The organism is Microbacterium sp. J1-1, from assembly GCF_024498615.1.
Taxonomy (GTDB): domain Bacteria; phylum Actinomycetota; class Actinomycetes; order Actinomycetales; family Microbacteriaceae; genus Microbacterium; species Microbacterium aurugineum.
The window spans coordinates 388,740-406,176 of the sequence record NZ_CP089590.1 but is presented as its reverse complement, the minus strand read 5'-3'; the positions used below and the strand labels follow the sequence as shown (position 1 = coordinate 406,176).

General features: G+C 68.0%; 16 protein-coding genes. 5 read left to right on the top strand and 11 right to left on the bottom strand.

Annotated elements, in window-relative coordinates; all coding sequences use genetic code 11:
* Position 1: 1 nt before the first annotated feature.
* From LRQ07_RS01920 to LRQ07_RS01890, 7 genes are all read right to left on the bottom strand, one after another.
* Positions 2-1,075, bottom strand: coding sequence for an aminopeptidase (locus LRQ07_RS01920; RefSeq protein WP_256535674.1), 1,074 nt, complete (start codon positions 1,073-1,075; stop codon positions 2-4).
* Complete coding sequence (locus LRQ07_RS01915) at positions 1,075-2,562, bottom strand: FGGY-family carbohydrate kinase (protein ID WP_131492076.1); 1,488 nt, start codon at positions 2,560-2,562, stop codon at positions 1,075-1,077. The genes LRQ07_RS01920 and LRQ07_RS01915 overlap by 1 nt, the downstream gene beginning before the upstream one ends.
* A 24-nt stretch (positions 2,563-2,586) precedes the next feature.
* Complete coding sequence (locus LRQ07_RS01910; RefSeq protein WP_240740482.1) at positions 2,587-3,684, bottom strand: ABC transporter permease; 1,098 nt, start codon at positions 3,682-3,684, stop codon at positions 2,587-2,589.
* A 2-nt stretch (positions 3,685-3,686) separates the two neighbouring features.
* Positions 3,687-4,715 (bottom strand): ABC transporter permease, encoded by a 1,029-nt coding sequence (locus LRQ07_RS01905; protein ID WP_227991948.1) that lies wholly within the window; start codon positions 4,713-4,715, stop codon positions 3,687-3,689.
* Entirely contained in the window at positions 4,712-6,271 is a 1,560-nt protein-coding gene (locus LRQ07_RS01900; RefSeq protein WP_131492075.1) for a sugar ABC transporter ATP-binding protein, read from the bottom strand. Before LRQ07_RS01900 ends, LRQ07_RS01905 begins: the two co-directional genes overlap by 4 nt.
* A 64-nt stretch (positions 6,272-6,335) precedes the next feature.
* On the bottom strand, positions 6,336-7,370 hold the full coding sequence (locus tag LRQ07_RS01895) for an autoinducer 2 ABC transporter substrate-binding protein (protein ID WP_131492074.1): 1,035 nt from the start codon (positions 7,368-7,370) through the stop codon (positions 6,336-6,338).
* Between the two features lie 172 nt (positions 7,371-7,542).
* Complete coding sequence (locus tag LRQ07_RS01890; RefSeq protein WP_021199208.1) at positions 7,543-8,316, bottom strand: DeoR/GlpR family DNA-binding transcription regulator; 774 nt, start codon at positions 8,314-8,316, stop codon at positions 7,543-7,545.
* A 125-nt stretch (positions 8,317-8,441) separates the two neighbouring features.
* On the opposite strand from LRQ07_RS01890, the gene LRQ07_RS01885 reads away from it, so the two are divergent.
* On the top strand, positions 8,442-9,260 hold the full coding sequence (locus LRQ07_RS01885) for a BtpA/SgcQ family protein (protein WP_047522214.1): 819 nt from the start codon (positions 8,442-8,444) through the stop codon (positions 9,258-9,260).
* Between the two features lie 75 nt (positions 9,261-9,335).
* Here LRQ07_RS01885 and LRQ07_RS01880 read toward each other — a convergent pair whose 3' ends face one another.
* Positions 9,336-9,704, bottom strand: a complete 369-nt coding sequence (locus LRQ07_RS01880; RefSeq protein ID WP_131492073.1) for a sterol carrier family protein — start codon at positions 9,702-9,704, stop codon at positions 9,336-9,338.
* 49 nt (positions 9,705-9,753) lie between these two features.
* On the opposite strand from LRQ07_RS01880, the gene LRQ07_RS01875 reads away from it, so the two are divergent.
* Together LRQ07_RS01875 and purD are read left to right on the top strand one after the other, a co-directional pair.
* The gene (locus LRQ07_RS01875) at positions 9,754-10,428 is read left to right on the top strand and encodes an NUDIX hydrolase (protein WP_131492072.1); all 675 of its coding nucleotides are present in this window, start codon (positions 9,754-9,756) and stop codon (positions 10,426-10,428) included.
* Between the two features lie 202 nt (positions 10,429-10,630).
* A complete protein-coding gene (gene purD / locus LRQ07_RS01870; RefSeq protein WP_131492071.1) occupies positions 10,631-11,908 on the top strand; it encodes a phosphoribosylamine--glycine ligase in 1,278 nt (425 codons plus the stop codon).
* 39 nt (positions 11,909-11,947) lie between these two features.
* On the opposite strand, the gene LRQ07_RS01865 is transcribed toward purD, so the two are convergent.
* The 3 genes from LRQ07_RS01865 to LRQ07_RS01855 form a co-directional block, all read right to left on the bottom strand.
* A complete protein-coding gene (locus tag LRQ07_RS01865) occupies positions 11,948-12,502 on the bottom strand; it encodes a GNAT family N-acetyltransferase (RefSeq protein ID WP_256535673.1) in 555 nt (184 codons plus the stop codon).
* Between the two features lie 121 nt (positions 12,503-12,623).
* Positions 12,624-14,171: a DHA2 family efflux MFS transporter permease subunit gene (locus tag LRQ07_RS01860; RefSeq protein ID WP_413775526.1), complete on the bottom strand. Its 1,548-nt coding sequence runs from the start codon at positions 14,169-14,171 to the stop codon at positions 12,624-12,626.
* Positions 14,168-14,794: a PadR family transcriptional regulator gene (locus LRQ07_RS01855; RefSeq protein WP_256535672.1), complete on the bottom strand. Its 627-nt coding sequence runs from the start codon at positions 14,792-14,794 to the stop codon at positions 14,168-14,170. Before LRQ07_RS01855 ends, LRQ07_RS01860 begins: the two co-directional genes overlap by 4 nt.
* Positions 14,795-14,995: 201 nt before the next feature.
* On the opposite strand from LRQ07_RS01855, the gene LRQ07_RS01850 reads away from it, so the two are divergent.
* Positions 14,996-15,874, top strand: coding sequence for a phosphoribosylaminoimidazolesuccinocarboxamide synthase (locus LRQ07_RS01850; RefSeq protein ID WP_256535671.1), 879 nt, complete (start codon positions 14,996-14,998; stop codon positions 15,872-15,874).
* A 229-nt stretch (positions 15,875-16,103) separates the two neighbouring features.
* The gene (locus tag LRQ07_RS01845) at positions 16,104-17,432 is read left to right on the top strand and encodes a uracil-xanthine permease family protein (protein ID WP_047522199.1); all 1,329 of its coding nucleotides are present in this window, start codon (positions 16,104-16,106) and stop codon (positions 17,430-17,432) included.
* The last annotated feature ends 5 nt before the right edge of the window (positions 17,433-17,437 follow it).

Sequence of the window (17,437 nt, the reverse complement as noted above, 5' to 3'; positions counted from 1 at the left end):
GTCAGAACTCCTGTCCGGTGAGGATCGGATCGTATGTCGTGTGCTCGATGAGCACCCGCCCATCCGCCTCCAGCCGCCCCGACGAGCGGAGGTCCTTCACGATGTCCCAGTGAATGGCTGACTCGTTCCTACCGCCGCACTGCGGATAGGAGCGGCCGAGCGCGATGTGAACGGTACCGAGGATCTTCTCGTCGATCAGCAGATCGCCGGTCATCGTCCGCACGTGCGGGTTCGTACCGATGCCGAGCTCGCCCACGCGGCGAGCCCCGTCGGCGTCGAGGATGCGCTCCACGAGGTCGAGACCCCGCGCCGCCGATACCCTCTCCACCTGCCCCTCGACGAACTCGAGCCGGAGGTCGGTGATCGTCGCCCCGCCGAACCAGAACGAGCCGGGGAAGGTGATGTGCCCGTCGACGCCGTCTTCCACCGGAGCGGTCGCGACCTCGCCGTCCGGAAGGTTCGCCTCGCCTGCGAACGGCACCCAGGTGCGCCCCCTGCAGTTCAGCCGCAGGTCGGTGTCCTCGTCGAGGATGTGCACGAGCGACGCGTTGTTCAGCTCGGCGCAAAGACGATCGAGGTGGGCTCGATGGACGGTCCAGTCCGCGAGGGTACCGGCGAAGAACTCCTCCTCCAGCTGCGCGCGCGGCACACCGATGAGCGCCGCCCACTCAGGAGTGGGGATACGAACGAGCGTCCACCGGGTGCCCTGCCAACGCGCGGTCGAGACGACCCCCTTGCCCTCGCGCTGCAGGCTGAGCCTGGTGCCGTCGATATCGTCGGCGGGCGGTTCCATGCCCCGGAAGGACACGTGCACGTCGGCCCACTGCATCGAAGCCAGTTCGAGCGGTGCGGCCTCGCGCAGCAGCGACGCACTCGCGTGTTCGAGCGCGAACCGGTCGTATTTCTCCTCGACGAGCAGCACCTGCGGCATCCCGCCGCGGCGATACACCTCCTCCACGAAGGCATCCACCGCGTCGAGCACCGACGACGTCGTGGCGAACACCGAGACCTTCGTCCCCTCGCCGACCTCGTTCACCGCGGCCAGGTGCTCCGCGAGTTCTTGCCACCTGCTCATCAGTCCACCTCTCTCAGCGCGCGCAGGGCGCGGTACGTGTGCGGAAAACTCTCGTAGGCAGTCTGCAACCGGGAGGCGAGGCTCTCTTGAGGCGCGACCTCCTCTGCGAAGGCGACCCAATCCGCCGCCTGCTCCTCCGTGACGACGTCGAGGCCGATCGCCGCGAGCATCGCGTCCCCGTAGGCGGCTCCCAAGGTCGCCGCCGTCCGTTGGCGCAGGCCCGTGAGGTCGCTGACCGTCTGCATCAGCACCTCGTTGTGTGTTCCGCCGCCGATCGCGACCACGCGTGGCTCGACATCGCCGCCTTCGAGCAGTGCAGACACGGCGAGCACGATCGACTGTCCGACTCCTTCGACGACAGCACGGGCGATCTCGGCCCGACCGGTCGAGAGCGTGAGACCGCTGAACGCGGCACGGGCAGCGGGGTCGTGCAGCGGTGTGCGCTCGCCGCTGAAGTGCGGCAGGTGCAGCACTCCGTTCGCGCCCGGCGGCGCGGAGCGGACGAGTTCCATCAGGCGCCCGAACATCGCGGCGTCGCCATCTCCGTGGTCGAGTCCGAGCAGGTCGGCGACCCATCGTGTCGCGGTGCCGGCCGTCGATGTGCCCGCGGCGAGGACGAAGCGACCCGGCAGTGCGAAGGGTGCGGCCCACAGACGCGGATCCGCGTGCGGCTGGTCAGTCACGCGTATGAAGTAGCCGCTCGACCCATACATGAGCATCAGATCGTCGGCCGCGACCACCGAGGCCCCGACCGCTTCGGCGACGGCGTCCGTCGTGCCGACGAGCACCGGTGTGCCCTCGGGGATGCCGGTCACTGCAGCAGCCGCGGCGGTGACCGTGCCGGCGACGTCGGTCGACCATCCGAGACGGGGCAGGGTCTCCCGGCGGATGAGGTCGTCGATCCCGCCGAGGTCCCAGTCCAGCCGGGCCAGGTCGTAGCAGGGATGGAAGTAGCCGGCCGTTGCATGGTCGATCACGACCTCACCGGTCAGACGCGCGACGAGGTAACTCTGACTCGTGAGGTACCACCGGGTGCGCCCGGCGACTTCGGGCTCGTTGCGCTCGACCCAGAGCATCTTCGGCCCCGCGGACTGGCTGGTCAACGCATTGCCCGCCCGGCGGTAGATCTCGTCCCGTCCGAGTCGCGTCTCGAGGATGCCGATCTCCTCGGTCGCCCTGGTGTCGATCCCGTAGAGGATGGCGGGGCGGAGCGCACGCAGCTCGGAGTCCACGGGGAGCACACACGGGCCGATCGCGCTGCACGCCACCGCGGCGATCACGGCATCCGGTACTGCGCTCCGCAGCGTCGTGGCGACCTCGACGAGGTCGTGCCACCACACCGCATCCGCGTCCTGCTCGACTATTCCAGGTGCGGGCGTGCTGATGCCGTGCCTTGTGCGTGCCTCGGCGTGCACCCGCCCGGTGGCATCGACCAGCACGCCCTTGGTCTCGTACGTTCCGACATCGATGCCGAGGAACAGGTCCATCAGAGTGCCTTTCGGATGCGGGAGTCAGGCCCGGGGAATCTCGGCGAGCGCGATCGTCTCGGTCTGACTGCTCGGCGCGCGACGCGGCCTTCGCCGGACCCTCACCTGATCGAACACCATCACCGCGATCAGGATCACCCCTTGCGCGATCGCATACTCATATGCCGAGAGTCGGATGGCCGTGAAGCCGGACTGCACAACCTGCAGCACGAGCGTCGCGAGGACCACGCCCGTGATGGTGGCGAATCCGCCGGTCGGGTTCGTCCCGCCGAGCACCGCGATCACGATCACGAGCAGCACATAGGACGTGCCGTAGTCGGCGCTCGCGGTCGGGTTGCGGGACAGGAACACCAACCCGGCGATGCCGCCGAGCAGCCCCGTCGTCACATACGTGCCGTAGAGCACGCTCGTGCTGCGGATGCCGGAGTACATCGCCGCCGTGGGGTTCGCCCCCTGCAGCTGAGTGCGTCGCCCGAACGGGGTGCGGGAGATCAGCACCCCGATCAGCACCGCCACCACGAGGAACTCGAGGAACAGGATCGGGATGCCGCCGACAGTCGCTTGCCCGACCGATGAGAGCACGGCCGGGGCACCGTAGAGCGTCTTCCCGCCTGTCCACACGATCGCGATCCCGTTGAAGATCTGCATCGTGGCGAGGGTCGCGAGGATCGGCGTGATGCCGACCGTCGCGATCAGGAAGCCGTTGACCGCACCGGCGAGAGCGCCGACCAGGATGCCGATGAGAGCGATGAACCCACCCAACGACTCGGCGGTCGCCGGATCACTGCTCGCGATGGCCGTGAACATGGTGCTGACCGTGATAGCCGACAGGTTCGCGATGGCTACCAGCGACAGGTCGATCCCGCCGGTGAGCATCGCAAGGGCCATCGCGATCGCGAGGATTCCGACCTCGGGTGAGGCGACCATCATGTTCTGAAGATTGATCGGATTGAGGAAGACCCTCGGGTTGAGGATCGCGAAGAGTCCGAACGCAAGCACGAAGAGCACCAGCATCCGACCGATGCCACGATCCACGTGGATGCGACCGAGCAGCGAACGCACCGAGCGATCGACCTGGTCGTTCATCCGGGCGAGCTGCCCGGGAGGGGGCGTCTGTGGCATGGTCACTCCTTCACCGTGTCGAGGACGAACGTCCGGCGGGAAGCGCGGCGAGCCATGACGGCCTGGATCCCGACGCCGATCACCAGGAGGAAGCCGACGGCGGCACGCTGCCACGCCGTCGGCACGCCCATCAGGATGAGACTGTTGTTGATGATCTGCACCAGCAGCACGCCGAGCACAGTGCCGGTGACGGTGCCGCGTCCACCGAAGATCGAGGCGCCGCCGAGCACGACGGCCGCGATCACGTCGAGCTCCGTGCCGACGAGGTCCTGCGGGTTGGCGCTGCGCCCGAGCACGACGTGGATGAGTCCGCCGATCGCGGCGACCGCCCCGACGAGCACGTAGAGCAGGATCTGCAGGCGCACCACGGGGAAGCCCGCGCGGCGAGCCCCTTCCAGGTCGCCGCCCATCGCGTAGATGCCGCGGCCGAACATCGTGCGCCGCAACAGGAATGCGGCACCGATCACCAGCAGCACGACCGGCACGATGAGCATCGGCAGGTAGGCGCGAGTCGACTCGATCGAGATGAGGTTCGCGGTCGACAGCCAGGAGATGCCGTTCGGCAGCTCAGCTATGTATCGTGAGCCGATGTAGGCGAGCAGCACACCCTTGAAGATGCCCTGCGTCGCGAGCGTGACGATCAGGGTCGGCAGCCGGAACCTCGCGATCACGATGCCGTTGACGAAGCCGAGAGCTCCGCCGATCACAATTGCGAAGGCGAGGATGCCGATCAGCCCGAAGTCGAGCCTCTCGCCCTGCGCGAGAGACACGGTCGTGTAGGCCGCGAAGATGCCGATGGCTGCGAACGAGACGTCGATACCGCCGGAGATGATCACGAGGAGCACCGCAAGCGCGAAGACCATCGGCACCAGAGCAGAGCGCAGGATCGAGAAGAGCGTGTGCACACTGAGGAAGGCGGGGTTCACGGCGCACATCACGATCACCAGGACCACGATGATGCTCGCCAGCACCAGCTCGTTCGACATGCGCCCGATGCGGGGAAGGCGGATGCGGGTGTCGGTGGCGCTCACGCGGCCATCACCTCCTGGATTCGGGGTGCGGCGATCTCGTCGCCCGCCAGCCGCGACACGATCTCGCCGCGGCGGACCACGAGCACGCGGTTGCAGAGGGAGACGAGTTCGGGAACATCGTCGGAGATCATGAGCACACCCATCCCGTCACGCGCGGCCTCGCGGAGGATCTGCAGGATCTCCTCCTTTGAACCCACGTCGACGCCGACCGTCGGTCCGTTCAGGATCAGCACTCGCGGTTTGGTCGCGAGCCACTTGGCCAGCACGACGCGCTGCGCGTTGCCGCCGGACAACGACCGCACGGGCGCTTCGACGCTGGAGGCCTTGATACGCAGGCGGGAGAAGAGACGCGAGATGGTCTCAGCCGTGCGCTTGCGGCTGAGAAGCACCTTGCCGACCGCGTGCTCGCTCAGGGAGCCCGCGATGATGTTGTCGGAGATCGACTTGTCGAGGAACAGGCCCTGTGTGAGCCGGTCCTCGGGCACGTAACCGATACCAGCGTCGACGGAAGCCCGGATGCTCCCCGGCCGCACGGTACGCCCGCCGACGGTGACGGTGCCGGATCGGGGGGTCAACAGCCCGAACAGTGCGTCGGCGATCTCGCCGCGACCTGATCCGAGAAGCCCGGTGAGACCGAGTATCTCGCCCGGCTGCAGGTCGAACGAGACATCCGTGAAGGCGCCCGGAAGATCGAGGTGCTCGACGCGCAGCAACGGTTCGACGTCGTCATCGACCTCGACGACGACCCGGGAGTCGTCGACCTCACGACCTGTCATGGCGTGAGTGAGGGAGGCGACGTCGAACTCGTCGGCCGGGCCGCTCGCGACCAGGCGCCCGGAGCGCAGCACCGTGATGTCCTGAGACACCTGCAGGACTTCGTCGAGCTTGTGGCTGACGAACACCAGGGCGACACCGCGCTGCTGCAATCTCCGCACGAGGGCGAACAACCGCTCGACCTCGGAGTGCGTGAGCGCCGTCGTGGGCTCGTCCATGAAGATGACTCTGGCGTCCTGCACGAGCGCGCGGCAGATCGCGGTGAGCTGACGGTCGGCGACGGAGAGTCGTTCGACGTCGGAATCGAGGTCGAGACTCAGCCCCAGTTCCTCGACGATGCGCTGCGCCTCGGGCCGGCGCTTCTTCGCGCTGTAGAGCTTGCGTCGCGCGGCGATCGCGGCCGGGAGCACGATGTTCTCGGCCACGGTCAAGTTGGGGAAGAGCGAGAAGTCCTGGTAGATGACCTGGATGCCCGCACGGAGGGCCTGCGTCGGCGAGAGGTGTGCGAGCGGTTCGCCATCCAGCAGGATCTCGCCCGCCTCCGGATTCTCGACACCGCTGATGATCTTGATCAGCGTGGACTTGCCGCACCCGTTCTCGCCCGCCAGGCAGTGCACCCGTCCGGGGTGGAGGGTGATGGCGACGTCGTCGAGGGCGACGACCCCGCCGAAGACCTTCCGCACCCCCCTGACCTCGAGAACGGGCCTGGTCCCGCGAACGGAGTCGACCTGAGGAGAAGCGGGCCCCGTTCCGGGCGTCGGCTGCGCCTGTTCTGCGTTCATGTTCTTCCTCCGGGGCGGGGCCGCGCGCTGGCGACCCCGCCCTGAGTCGTGAGGGACGTCGGGATCAGAAGTCGTAGTCGTCGACGTTGTCCTTGTCGACGATGACCGCGGCGTCGCCCACGTACACGTTGTCGAAGCCGTCGAGCTTCTTCAGGGAGTTGTACCCCTCGATACCGAGGTCGGTGCCGTCTGCGATCTCCTCGCCGTCGACGAGCAGCTGCGCGATCTTGAGCTGGGCCTTGCCCGCCATGGCGGGATCCCAGAAGAAGATCTTGTCGATCGAGCCGTCGACGATGTACTTCTTCGCCACCGACGGGATGCTCGTGCCCATCACACAGACTTGGTCCTCCAGGCCCGCTTCCTGCACCGCGCGAGCGATGCCGGCGACGTCGGTACCGGCCGAGCCCTGGAAGCCCTTGATGTCGGGATACTTCGCGAGCAGCTCCTTTGCGCGCTGGTAGGCGACGCTCTCGTCTTCCTTGCTCTCCACAGGCTCTTCGACACGGGTCAGCTCGGGGTACTCGGCCTGCTGCTGGTCGTACGCGCCGCCGACCCAGTCCATGTGGGTCTTGGCCGTGAGCCCGCCGACGAAGGAGACGTACTGCCCGGAGTCGCCCATGCACTCGGCGAGGTTGTCCATGATCTTCGCCCCGTAGGCCCGGTTGTCGAACGCCTCGATATCGATGTCGGCGTTCTCGATACCGGCTGCTTCGTGGGCGACGACGACGATCCCCTGGTCCCGTGCCTGCTTGAGCACGGACTCGAGCGCCTCGGGCGAGTTGGGGACGACGGTGATCGCGGCCGGTGACTGCGCGATCAGGTCCTGGATGATCTGGATCTGCTTCTCGGGGCTCGCGTCGTCGGCACCCTCCTGGCGCGCGTCGATCCCTGTCTCCTCGGCGAACTCCTTGACGCCGACCTCCATGCGGTCGAACCAGCCGACACCCGAGATCTTGACCACGGTGACCATCGCGCCGTCTTCGGCACCTCCACCGGCCTCGCCACCACCGGTGGTTCCGCCGACCTGACCGCAGCCGGCCAGGGCAAGCATGGCCACCGCGCCGAATCCGATCCCTGCAAGCAACTTCGTCTTACGCATGTTCCACTCCTTCGTGTTGAGCCAGTGTTAGTTTCGACCACCCCCAGGGAGGAATGGGAAGAAATCTCATCGCTGTGGAACAGTAAAACGTGATCCCTTCGCTTGTCAATGCGAAATCTCACACCTGTTGCTCAACCGTTGCGCAAGAGGGCCGGACGCGGAGCGCGGTTCGCTAGAGCGCAGGAACGGCTTCGATCTGCACGCCAGCCGCGCGCAACCCGACGAGCGCGGGGTGATCCACCGCACCATCCGTCACCAGAAGATCGACCTCACCCGGGCCGGCGACATTCGTCAGATGCACGCGGCCGAGCTTCGACGCGTCGGCGACGACGATGACGCGATCGCAGGCTTCGATCGCCGCGCGCTTCACCGCCCCCTCCTCATTGGAGTAGTCGGAGAGACCGCGCTTGCCGTCTACCCCGGAGACCCCCATGACGTACACGTCGCAGTTGTAGCGCTTGAATGCCTCGATCGACTCGGCACCGACCAGGCTGAGCTCGCCCGGCCGCACCCGCCCACCGGTGACGAGGATCGTGGTGTTGGGCTCGTCGTGGAGCTCGAGCGCGACGAGGATGCTCGGCGTGACAACCGTGAGCCCGAGCCCCTTGCCGACGATCGCCCGAGCCACGGCAAGCGCAGTGCTGCCGCTGTCGAGCACGACGGTCTCACCATGGTTGAGATGAGCGACGGCAGCGGCAGCGATGTTGATCTTCTCGCGCGCGCCCATCAACGCTCGCGAATTGAACCCGGGCTCCACCGCCGTTCCGTGCGCGGCGATCACACCGCCGGTCACCCGACGCACGCTGCCGCGCTCTTCGAGGAGCTCCAGGTCGCGACGGATGGTCATCTCGGAGACGTCGAACTCCAGGGCGAGAGCCTTGAACTCGGCCTCCCCGTCAGAGAGAACACGCTGCTCTATCAGCGCGCGGCGCTCGTGGGCTTCCATCCCTACCTCCTCGTGTGGCAGATCCCACCTTAGGCGACAAGCTTGTGTGAATGAATTACTTGTGCTTTGCTCGTCGTGAATCTTTCACAGCAACTGTGATCCATTCCGAAGAAACGAGGAAAGACATGCCCAACTGGCTCCCCGAGGTGTTCGGCACACAGAAGCCGATCGTGGCGATGCTGCACCTGGCTCCGCTCCCCGGCGACCCCGGCTACGACACCGTCGGCGGTGTCGCCGCGATCGTGGACCGCGCCCGTGGCGAGCTCGACGCCCTGCAGAGCGGCGGCGTCGACGCCGTGATGATCTCGAACGAGTTCAGCCTTCCGTACCTGACGAAGACGGAGCCGATCACCGCGATCACCATGGCCCGCGTCCTCGGCGAGCTCCAGCGCGATCTCTCCGTCCCTTTCGGCGTGAACGTGCTGTGGGACGGCCGGGCCTCCATCGACCTCGCCACCGCAACCGACGCCGCCTTCGTCCGCGAGATCTTCACGGGCGTCTACGCCAGCGACTTCGGTCTGTGGAACACGAACGTCGGTGAAGTCGCCCGCCACCGCCACCGCATCGGCGCGGGGAACGTGAAACTGCTCTTCAACATCGTGCCGGAGTCGGCCACCTACCTCGCCGAACGCGACCTGGGCTCGATCGCCCGCACCACGGTGTTCGCGACCAAGCCCGACGCTCTCTGTGTCTCCGGGCTCACCGCGGGCGCGCCCACAGACACGCAGTCGCTGGCCATCGTGAAGGAGAACGCCGGAGATGTCCCCGTCTTCGTCAACACCGGCGTCCGGGCCTCCAACGTCGCCGATCAGCTCGCCGTCGCCGATGGCGCTGTCGTCGGCACGTACTTCAAGCAGGACGGCAAGTTCGAGAACCGCGCCGACCGCACGAGGGTCGAGGAGCTCATGGTCGCCGCGAAGGCGTTCCGATCACAGCTCGCCTGAACCGCGACCACTGCGACCTGCGAACCGCCCCGATCCGCGTGAACCCCGGGGCGGTTCTGCGTGTGGGCCTCCGCGCTAGGGCCGCAACGGGAGGACGTCGCTCAGATCGGCGCGGGTCCCGGAGGCGTGGATGCGCCCGGCGGCCGCGGCCTCCGCCCATCGCTCGGTCCCGGTCGACACGGCGATCCAGGTCGCGGCATCCATCTCGACGACGTTGGGCGGCGTGCCCCGGGTGTGACGGGGTCCTTGGATGACCTGCACCGCACCGAACGGGGGCACCCGAACCTCGACGCTGTTACCCGGCGCCTTCTCGTCCAGCAGCTGCAGCAGGTAGCGCACGGCGGTGGCGAGGTCGGAGCGCTGCGGCTTCGCCCCCGAGGCATCGGCGGCACGGACGGCATCGAGCGCGACGCGTCCGTCCGTGATGTCGATCTTCCTGGCCATCTCTCCAGACTACGTCCGACGTCGCGGGACGAGTCCTAAGCTCGAACGCATGAGCATGCATCCCCAGGGCGCCCGCGCCGAGCTGCTCGCGGCTGTCGCCGACCATTCCTGGGGCGTGCGCATCCCGCAGCTCGCCGATCCGCAGAGCGCTCATGACGCGGCCGTGCTCATCCTGTTCGGCGTGCTCGACCGCATCCCCGCCCCCACGGCCGGACCCGCCGTCGCCCGCGATCTCGACGTGCTTCTGCAGCGCCGCGCACCCACCCTCTCCTCCCACCCCGGTCAGGTCTCCTTCCCGGGCGGCCGTGTCGAGCCGGATGACGCCGATGCCGTGGCCACAGCCCTGCGCGAAGCCGAGGAGGAGACCGGGCTCGATCCGGACGGAGTGGAGATCCTGGCCACGCTCCCCGTGATTCCGCTCGCCGCCAGCAACCACCTGGTGACCCCGGTGCTGGCCTGGTGGCAGTCGCCGTCGCGGGTCGTGGCCGTCGACCACGCCGAGACCGTCGAGGTGTTCCGCGTCCCTGTCGCCCAGCTCCTCGACCCGGCCACCCGGTTCACCTCGACCCTCACACGGATGGGCCACACCTTCCGCGGCCCCGCCTTCGACGTCGACGGCACGATCGTGTGGGGCTTCACCGCGATGGTGCTCGATGCCCTGTTCGACGCCGCCGGCTGGACCGTGCCCTGGGATGCCTCCGTGGAACGGACCGTCGACCTCTGAGCCCGGTCGACCCCGGAGCCCGGTCGTTCTCGGAGTCTGGAGTCCCTTCGACCTCGGTCACAACTCCTCAAGAATGTTGGGCGAACGACCGACACACCGCGGGTATGCACCGATTCGGCGGGCTTCTGCGGAGTTGTGAACACCGAACACCCGAACACCGACCACCTGAAACCCGGACCGTGAGCCTCGGTAGTCTGGACGGGTGAAGATTTTCGTCCTCGGTTCCGGTGCCCGTGAGCACGCGATCATCCTCGCCCTGCGGGCAGAGCAGACGGAGCACGAGATCTTCGTCGCTCCGGGCAATGCCGGCATCGCGCAGGATGCGACCCCCGTCACGGTCGATCCCCTCGACGGTGCCGCGGTGACGGCCTTCGCGCATGAGCACGCCATCGACCTGGTCGTCGTCGGCCCCGAGGCCCCGCTGGTCGCCGGTGTCGCGGATGCGCTGCGGGTGCGTGGCATCCCGGTGTTCGGCCCGGGCAAGGCCGCCGCTCAGCTGGAGGGCTCGAAGTCCTTCGCCAAGCGGGTCATGGACGCGGCTGGCGTGCCGACCGGTCGTGCAGTCCGTGCATCCACCACAGCCGAGGTCGAGTCCGCGTTCGACGAGCTCGGCGCACCGTACGTGGTCAAGGCCGATGGCCTCGCCGCGGGCAAGGGTGTCATCGTGACGTCCGACCGTGCCGACGCCCTCGCGCACGCCGAGCAGTACCTTCCTGCCGGGCCCGTCCTCATCGAGGAGTTCCTCTCCGGCCCCGAGGTCTCGCTGTTCTTCCTCAGCGACGGCGACACGGTGCGCGCGCTCAGCCCCGCTCAGGACTTCAAGCGCGCACTCGACGGTGACGCCGGACCCAACACCGGTGGCATGGGCGCGTATTCGCCGCTGCCGTGGCTCGCCGAGCAGTTCGGCAGCGAGCGGGCTTTCGTCGAAGAGGTCACCCGTGACGTGGCTCTCCCCGTGGTGCGGCAGCTCGACGCCGAGGGCACCCCGTTCATCGGGCTGCTCTATGCGGGGCTGATCCTCACCCCGGCCGGTGTGCGCGTGATCGAGTTCAACGCCCGCTTCGGCGACCCCGAGACGCAGATCGTGCTGCCCCGACTGGTGACCCCGTTGTCGGACCTGCTGTTCGCCGCTGCCTCCGGCACGCTCGAAGATCAGCCCGAGCCCGAGTTCAGCGACGACGTGGCGATCACCGTCGTGCTCGCCAGCGAAGGCTACCCCGAGGCGCCGCAGACCGGTCGCCCGATCGAGGGCCTCGCGGACGCTGCGTCGGTCGAGGGTGTGCGACTCGTGCATGCGGCGACCGCGAGCCCCGATGCACCGGGAGGATCGCTCATCGCGACGGGCGGCCGCGTGCTGAACGTCGTGGCCGTCGCCTCCGACTTCCGCACGGCGCGCGACCGCGCGTACGAGGCGATCTCCCGCATCTCCCTCGAGGGCTCGCACCACCGCACGGACATCGCCGCCCGGGTCGCGGAGTAGTCCTGCTCCGCCTCCGGACCGCAGACGCTCGCGGTGAGGCTAGCTCGCGGTGAGGCTGGTCCCCGAGATGTCGATCCAGTACCGCCGTACGCGGGGCTGCCCGGGCTCGGGGGCGTCGATCACGTCTTCGAGCTCGCCACCTGCACCCTCGATCGTCCGGATCGACCCCACGTTGTCGTCATCGCAGGTGAGCATGACCCGCTCGTAGCCCTCGGCCTTCGCCAGGCGCAGCATCAGGCGGAGCGCCTCGCGCACGATCCCCTCCCGGCGTCGGGAGGGGATCACCGAGTATCCGATGTGGCCGCCGAAGCGACGAAGCCACTCGTTGAGCTCGCGGCGGAACGCGATGAACCCGACGACCTCGTCACCCTCGGTGATCCAGAAGTGGTCGCACGGAACCCGCCCCTCCGGCAGCGCGGCACCGGGGGTCGCGAACAGCGCCGCCATCTCGACGAAGGCCTCGCACGCGGCACGGTCGGGCACCAGCCCCTTCTCGATACCGGCACCGTCGACGTGTCCGCCCTGGAACTCGGCCACCGCGGCGGCCCAGGACTCGAACAGGTCGGTGGTCGGTCGGGAGAGCGCGATCGTCATCGCCTCAGCACACCAGACGGTGGTCGCCGGTGCAACTCACTCCGGGCCTTCGAATCGCGCAAACGGCCCGATCCGAGCCACGGATGCGACCATTCACGCGATTCGAAAGCCGGGGCCGGACTCAGGGAGCCGTGGTCTTGTCGTAGCGGCCGAGGAACAGCGAGGCGATGAGGGCGATCCCCATGACACACGCCGGCAGCAGGATCGACTGCGCCATACCGGCGGCGAACCCGTCGGCCACCTGCGGCGGAAGCGTCCCGCCCGTCGAGATGCCGGACGGCGCATCGGCGAGACCCGGGAGGTTCGCCTCCAGGCGCGACTGCATGAAAGCCGCGATGGATGCCGAGCCGATGACCGATCCGATCGTCCTGGTCGTGTTGTAGATGCCCGCACCCGCACCGGCCTGGCGCGGAGGGAGCTTGCGCGTCGCCGTGGTGGCGAGCGGGCCCCACATGCCCGCGTTGCCGATGCCCATCAGGGCGGACGGCAGCAGGAACATCCAGATCGGGGTGTCCATGTTGATCAGGGCCGAGTACCAGACCAGCGCGCCGGCCACGCAGAGCAACCCCGGGATGAGGATGATGCGCGGATCGACCCGGTCGAGCAGCTTGCCCGCGGCCGGAGCGAGCACACCCGAGAGCACGGCCATCGGGATCAGGAGCAGCGCCGCTTCGGTGGGCGTGAGCCCGCGCGCCGTCTGCAGGAAGAACATCATCGGCAGCGACATGCTCGTCACCGTGAAGCCGACCGCGGCGATCGCCACGTTCGCCCCCGAGAAGTTGCGGTCGCGGAACAGCTCGAGCGGGACCAGCGGCTCACTCCGGGTCTTGGCCTGCTGCAGGATGAAGAGGCCGAGGACCACCAGCCCGGCGATGATCAGGCTCCACACCGAGATGGGTCCCCAGATGACGCCCCAGTCGTACTTCTCGCCCTCCTGGAGTCCGAACACGAGGAGGAAGAGGGCCACGGCGCTCAGCACCACGCCCACGATGTCGAAGCGGTGCGGGTGCGTCGCGAGCTTCGGGACCAGGCGCCACGCGAGCACGAACGCGACGATGCCGACCGGGACGTTCACGAAGAAGATCCACTCCCAGCCGAAGCCGTCGACCAGCAGGCCTCCGACGAGCGGGCCGACCAGGGTGGCGACACCGGCGGTCGCGCCCCACAGTCCCATCGCGGCACCGCGACGCTCGGGCGGGAACGTGCGGGTGATCACGGCCATCGTCTGCGGGGTCATGAACGCCGCACCGAGCCCCTGCACCGCGCGGGCGACGATGAGCCCCTCGAGTGTGGTGGAGAGTCCGCACCAGAGCGAGGCGAGCGTGAAGATCGCGAGACCGATCAGGTAGATGTTCTTCGGGCCGAAGCGGTCGCCGAGGCGTCCGGTGATCAGCAGCGGCACGGCGTAGGCGAGCAGGTAGGCGCTCGTGACCCACACCACGTTGTCGAGGTTGTTCGTGTTCGGGTCGAGCGCCGCCTTGATGGCCGGGTTCGCGACCGACACGATCGTGGTGTCGACCAGGATCATGAAGAAGCCGATGACGAGCGCCCAGAGCGCAGGCCAGGGACTCGTGGGCTTGTGCCCGAGGGAGTAGGTGCCGGTCGACGGACCGGAGGACGAGGGCACGGACACCGGTGGGCGGTCTCCGGCACGAGGAGCATCGGTCATTGCTGTGCAGCCTTTCGCTGAGCGCGGTAGCGGTCTGAGTTCTGGAATGCCGTGGGACCCCACGGCAGGGCGTCGGCCTCGAGGCGTTCGAGGAGGGAGTCGAGCCAGCGGAGCTCCGCCGCCAGCAGCGCCTCCTGACGCTCGATCTCGACGAGGACCTGTTCGGGAACCGCGTGATTCCGGGCGTTCGCCAGGCCGTCGCGATGTCGGATGTGGTCGTCGACCAGGGCGACCCGGTGCGCGCCCAGAAGCTCGATGACCTCCGGACGCTCGAGGTTGTGCGCCTCGGCGAGCGCGATCCGGAACTCGGCGGGGCGGTCGATGCGGGGCAGCTCGCGCTGCACCCACGTGACGACCGCTTCGCGTCCGGCATCCGTCAGGGAGTAGGTCGTGCGCTCCGGACGGTTGCCATCGCGGTCGATGCCGAGTTCATCGATCAACCCTGCACGATGCAGCCGGGAGACCGTGTGGTACAGCGTCCCGTTCGTGATCGTGAGGAGCCGGTCGTCGTGGCGGGCCCGCATGAGACGCACCATCTCGTAGGGGTGCATGTCGCCCTCGCGCAGCAGCGCGAGCACCATCACCCCCATCGGGGTGAGGCGATCGACGGCATCCTTCTTCATGCGTCCCCTCAAATAGTCCATGTGGACTATACGCCCATTTCGACCGCGGCGAGACCCCGTCCTGTCGCCGAGACCCCGTCCTGTCGCCGACACCCCGTCCTGGCGCCGAGACCCCGTCGCAGTTACGGCGGTACGGCGGGGTCTCGGCGCCGAACGGGGGTCTCGGTGGGACCCGCCCGAGGGAACCGGGATAATGAGCGGGTGAGCATTCCTTCAGAAGGCACGGCACAGAGCATCCCCGACTGGCGGCACATCTACTCGGGCAAGGTCCGCGACCTGTACGCCTCGGAAGACCCGGCGGACACCCGCATCCTCGTCGTCGCCTCCGACCGCGTGAGCGCCTTCGACTTCGTGCTCTCTCCCGGCATCACCGACAAGGGCGCCCTGCTGACGCGTCTGAGCCGCTGGTGGTTCGCCCAGCTCTCCGACTTCCCCAACCACATCGCCGCGGGTGAGCTGCCCGAGGCCGTCGTCGATCGCGCCATGCTCGCACAGTCGCTCGAGATGCTGCCGATCGAGTGCGTCGTGCGCGGCTACATCACGGGGTCGGGCTGGGCCGAGTACCAGGAGAGCGGCACCGTGTGCGGCATCCCGCTGCCCGCGGGCCTGCACAACGGCGACCGACTGCCGGAGCCCCTGTTCACCCCCGCCTACAAGGCGCCGATGGGCGAGCATGACGAGAACATCACGTTCGACCGAGCCGTCGAGCTGGTCGGCGCCGACCGTGCGGCCGAACTGCGCGACACCTCCCTCGCGATCTACACGGCTGCGGCCGCCATCGCCGAGGAGAAGGGCCTGATCCTCGCCGACACCAAGTTCGAGTTCGGGACGGATGCCGACGGCACCCTGCGCCTGGCCGACGAGGTGCTCACGAGCGATTCCTCTCGCTACTGGGACGCCGAGGCCTGGCGCACCGGCAGCACGCCGAGCGCACGGATGGCGAGCTTCGACAAGCAGATCGTGCGCGACTGGCTGTCCGCGAACTGGGACCAGCAGGGCGAGCCGCCGCTGCTTCCGGACGATGTGGTCGCACGCACCGCCGACCGCTACCGCGAGCTGATCGAGCGTCTCGGAGCCTGACCCCTCCCGCTGTGCGCTGCTCGCACGCCCGCGTGTGCGGCTCGGATGCATGACGATCCGACGGATGCATGACGATCGGCCGCGAGCCGCTCCTGCATCCGTCGTGCACACCTGCATCTGAACCTGCACGGCGACCGACGGAGAGGGGCGTCCGCACTCAGGGAACCCTCAGGAATCGATAGTGTTGCTCCAGCACTCCTGCCATCCCCCGAACCTCTGAGGAGCCCGCATGGCCCTGTGGAAGCTGCACGGAAACGGCCGCACGGTCGAACCCGACGCCGTCGTCCGTCCCGATGAGCGCCTGAACTGGCCGGCGACGATCGCGATCGGACTCCAGCATGTCGTCGCGATGTTCGGCGCCACGTTCCTGGTGCCGATCATCACCGGCTTCCCGGTCGCCACCACCCTGCTGTTCAGCGGTGTCGGCACGATCCTGTTCCTGCTGATCACCCGCAACAAGCTGCCCAGCTACCTCGGCTCTTCCTTCGCCTTCATCGCACCGGTCACGGCCGCGACCGCCTCCGCGAACATGGGCACCGCCCTGGCCGGCATCGTGGCGGTCGGCGTACTCCTGGCGATCATCGGCGTCGTGGTGCACACGGTCGGCGTGAAGTGGGTCGATCGCTTCTTGCCGCCGGTCCTGGCGGGGACCATCGTCGCCCTCATCGGGTTCAACCTCGCCGGCGCAGCGCACAACAACTACGCCGCAGCGCCCGTGACCGCGACCTTCACCCTCGCGATCACGATCCTCTTCGCCGTCGTCTTCCGCGGTTTCCTCGGACGCATCTCGATCTTCCTCGGCGTGATCGCGGGCTACATCTTCGCGGGTTTCCGCGGGGAACTGGACTTCACAGCCGTCGAGAAGGCGGACTGGATCGGGCTGCCCACCTTCACCTTCCCGAACTTCACCGAGCCCGGCACGCTGACGGCGTTGGCGATGTTCCTCCCCGTCGTCCTGGTGCTGATCGCGGAGAACGTCGGCCACGTGCGCGGCGTCGCGACCATGACCGGTGATGCGAGCGTGAACCAGCAGACCGGCAAGGCCCTGATCGCCGATGGTGTCTCGACCACCCTGGCCGGCTTCTTCGGCGGATCGGGAACCACGACCTACGGGGAGAACATCGGTGTGATGGCTTCCACCCGCGTCTACTCCACCGCTGCGTACTGGGTGGCCGGAGCCGCCGCGATCCTGCTCAGCCTCTCGCCCAAGTTCGGTGAGGTCATCAACTCCGTGCCCGCCGGAGTGCTCGGTGGCGTGACCACCGCACTGTACGGCCTCATCGGGGTGATCGGCATCAAGATCTGGGTCGACAACCGCGTCGACTTCTCCCGGCCCGTCAACCAGTACACGGCCGCCGTCGCCCTGATCATGGCCGTCGGCGGGTTCATGATCAAAGACGAGGCCTCCGGCTTCGAACTCGGCGGAATCGTCATCGCCACGGTCGCGGCAATCCTGATCTACCACCTGGGGAACCTGATCGCCCGCCTGCGCAAGACCGGTGCCGACGACCCCCGTCCGCTCGCAGCCGTCGGCCCGCTCGGCGGCGACCCCGAGTAACCGGC

Bases quoted from the DNA above. Each gene is read 5' to 3' on its own strand.
- LRQ07_RS01855 (WP_256535672.1), bottom strand. From the start codon at position 14,794: ATGAAGAAGGATGCCGTCGATCGCCTCACCCCGATGGGGGTGATGGTG.
- LRQ07_RS01895 (WP_131492074.1), bottom strand. From the start codon at position 7,370: ATGCGTAAGACGAAGTTGCTTGCAGGGATCGGATTCGGCGCGGTGGCC.
- LRQ07_RS01865 (WP_256535673.1), bottom strand. From the start codon at position 12,502: ATGACGATCGCGCTCTCCCGACCGACCACCGACCTGTTCGAGTCCTGG.
- LRQ07_RS01890 (WP_021199208.1), bottom strand. From the start codon at position 8,316: ATGGAAGCCCACGAGCGCCGCGCGCTGATAGAGCAGCGTGTTCTCTCT.
- LRQ07_RS01915 (WP_131492076.1), bottom strand. From the start codon at position 2,562: ATGGACCTGTTCCTCGGCATCGATGTCGGAACGTACGAGACCAAGGGC.
- LRQ07_RS01910 (WP_240740482.1), bottom strand. From the start codon at position 3,684: ATGCCACAGACGCCCCCTCCCGGGCAGCTCGCCCGGATGAACGACCAG.
- LRQ07_RS01885 (WP_047522214.1), top strand. From the start codon at position 8,442: ATGCCCAACTGGCTCCCCGAGGTGTTCGGCACACAGAAGCCGATCGTG.
- LRQ07_RS01860 (WP_413775526.1), bottom strand. From the start codon at position 14,171: ATGACCGATGCTCCTCGTGCCGGAGACCGCCCACCGGTGTCCGTGCCC.
- LRQ07_RS01845 (WP_047522199.1), top strand. From the start codon at position 16,104: ATGGCCCTGTGGAAGCTGCACGGAAACGGCCGCACGGTCGAACCCGAC.
- LRQ07_RS01880 (WP_131492073.1), bottom strand. From the start codon at position 9,704: ATGGCCAGGAAGATCGACATCACGGACGGACGCGTCGCGCTCGATGCC.
- LRQ07_RS01920 (WP_256535674.1), bottom strand. From the start codon at position 1,075: ATGAGCAGGTGGCAAGAACTCGCGGAGCACCTGGCCGCGGTGAACGAG.
- LRQ07_RS01875 (WP_131492072.1), top strand. From the start codon at position 9,754: ATGAGCATGCATCCCCAGGGCGCCCGCGCCGAGCTGCTCGCGGCTGTC.
- LRQ07_RS01900 (WP_131492075.1), bottom strand. From the start codon at position 6,271: ATGAACGCAGAACAGGCGCAGCCGACGCCCGGAACGGGGCCCGCTTCT.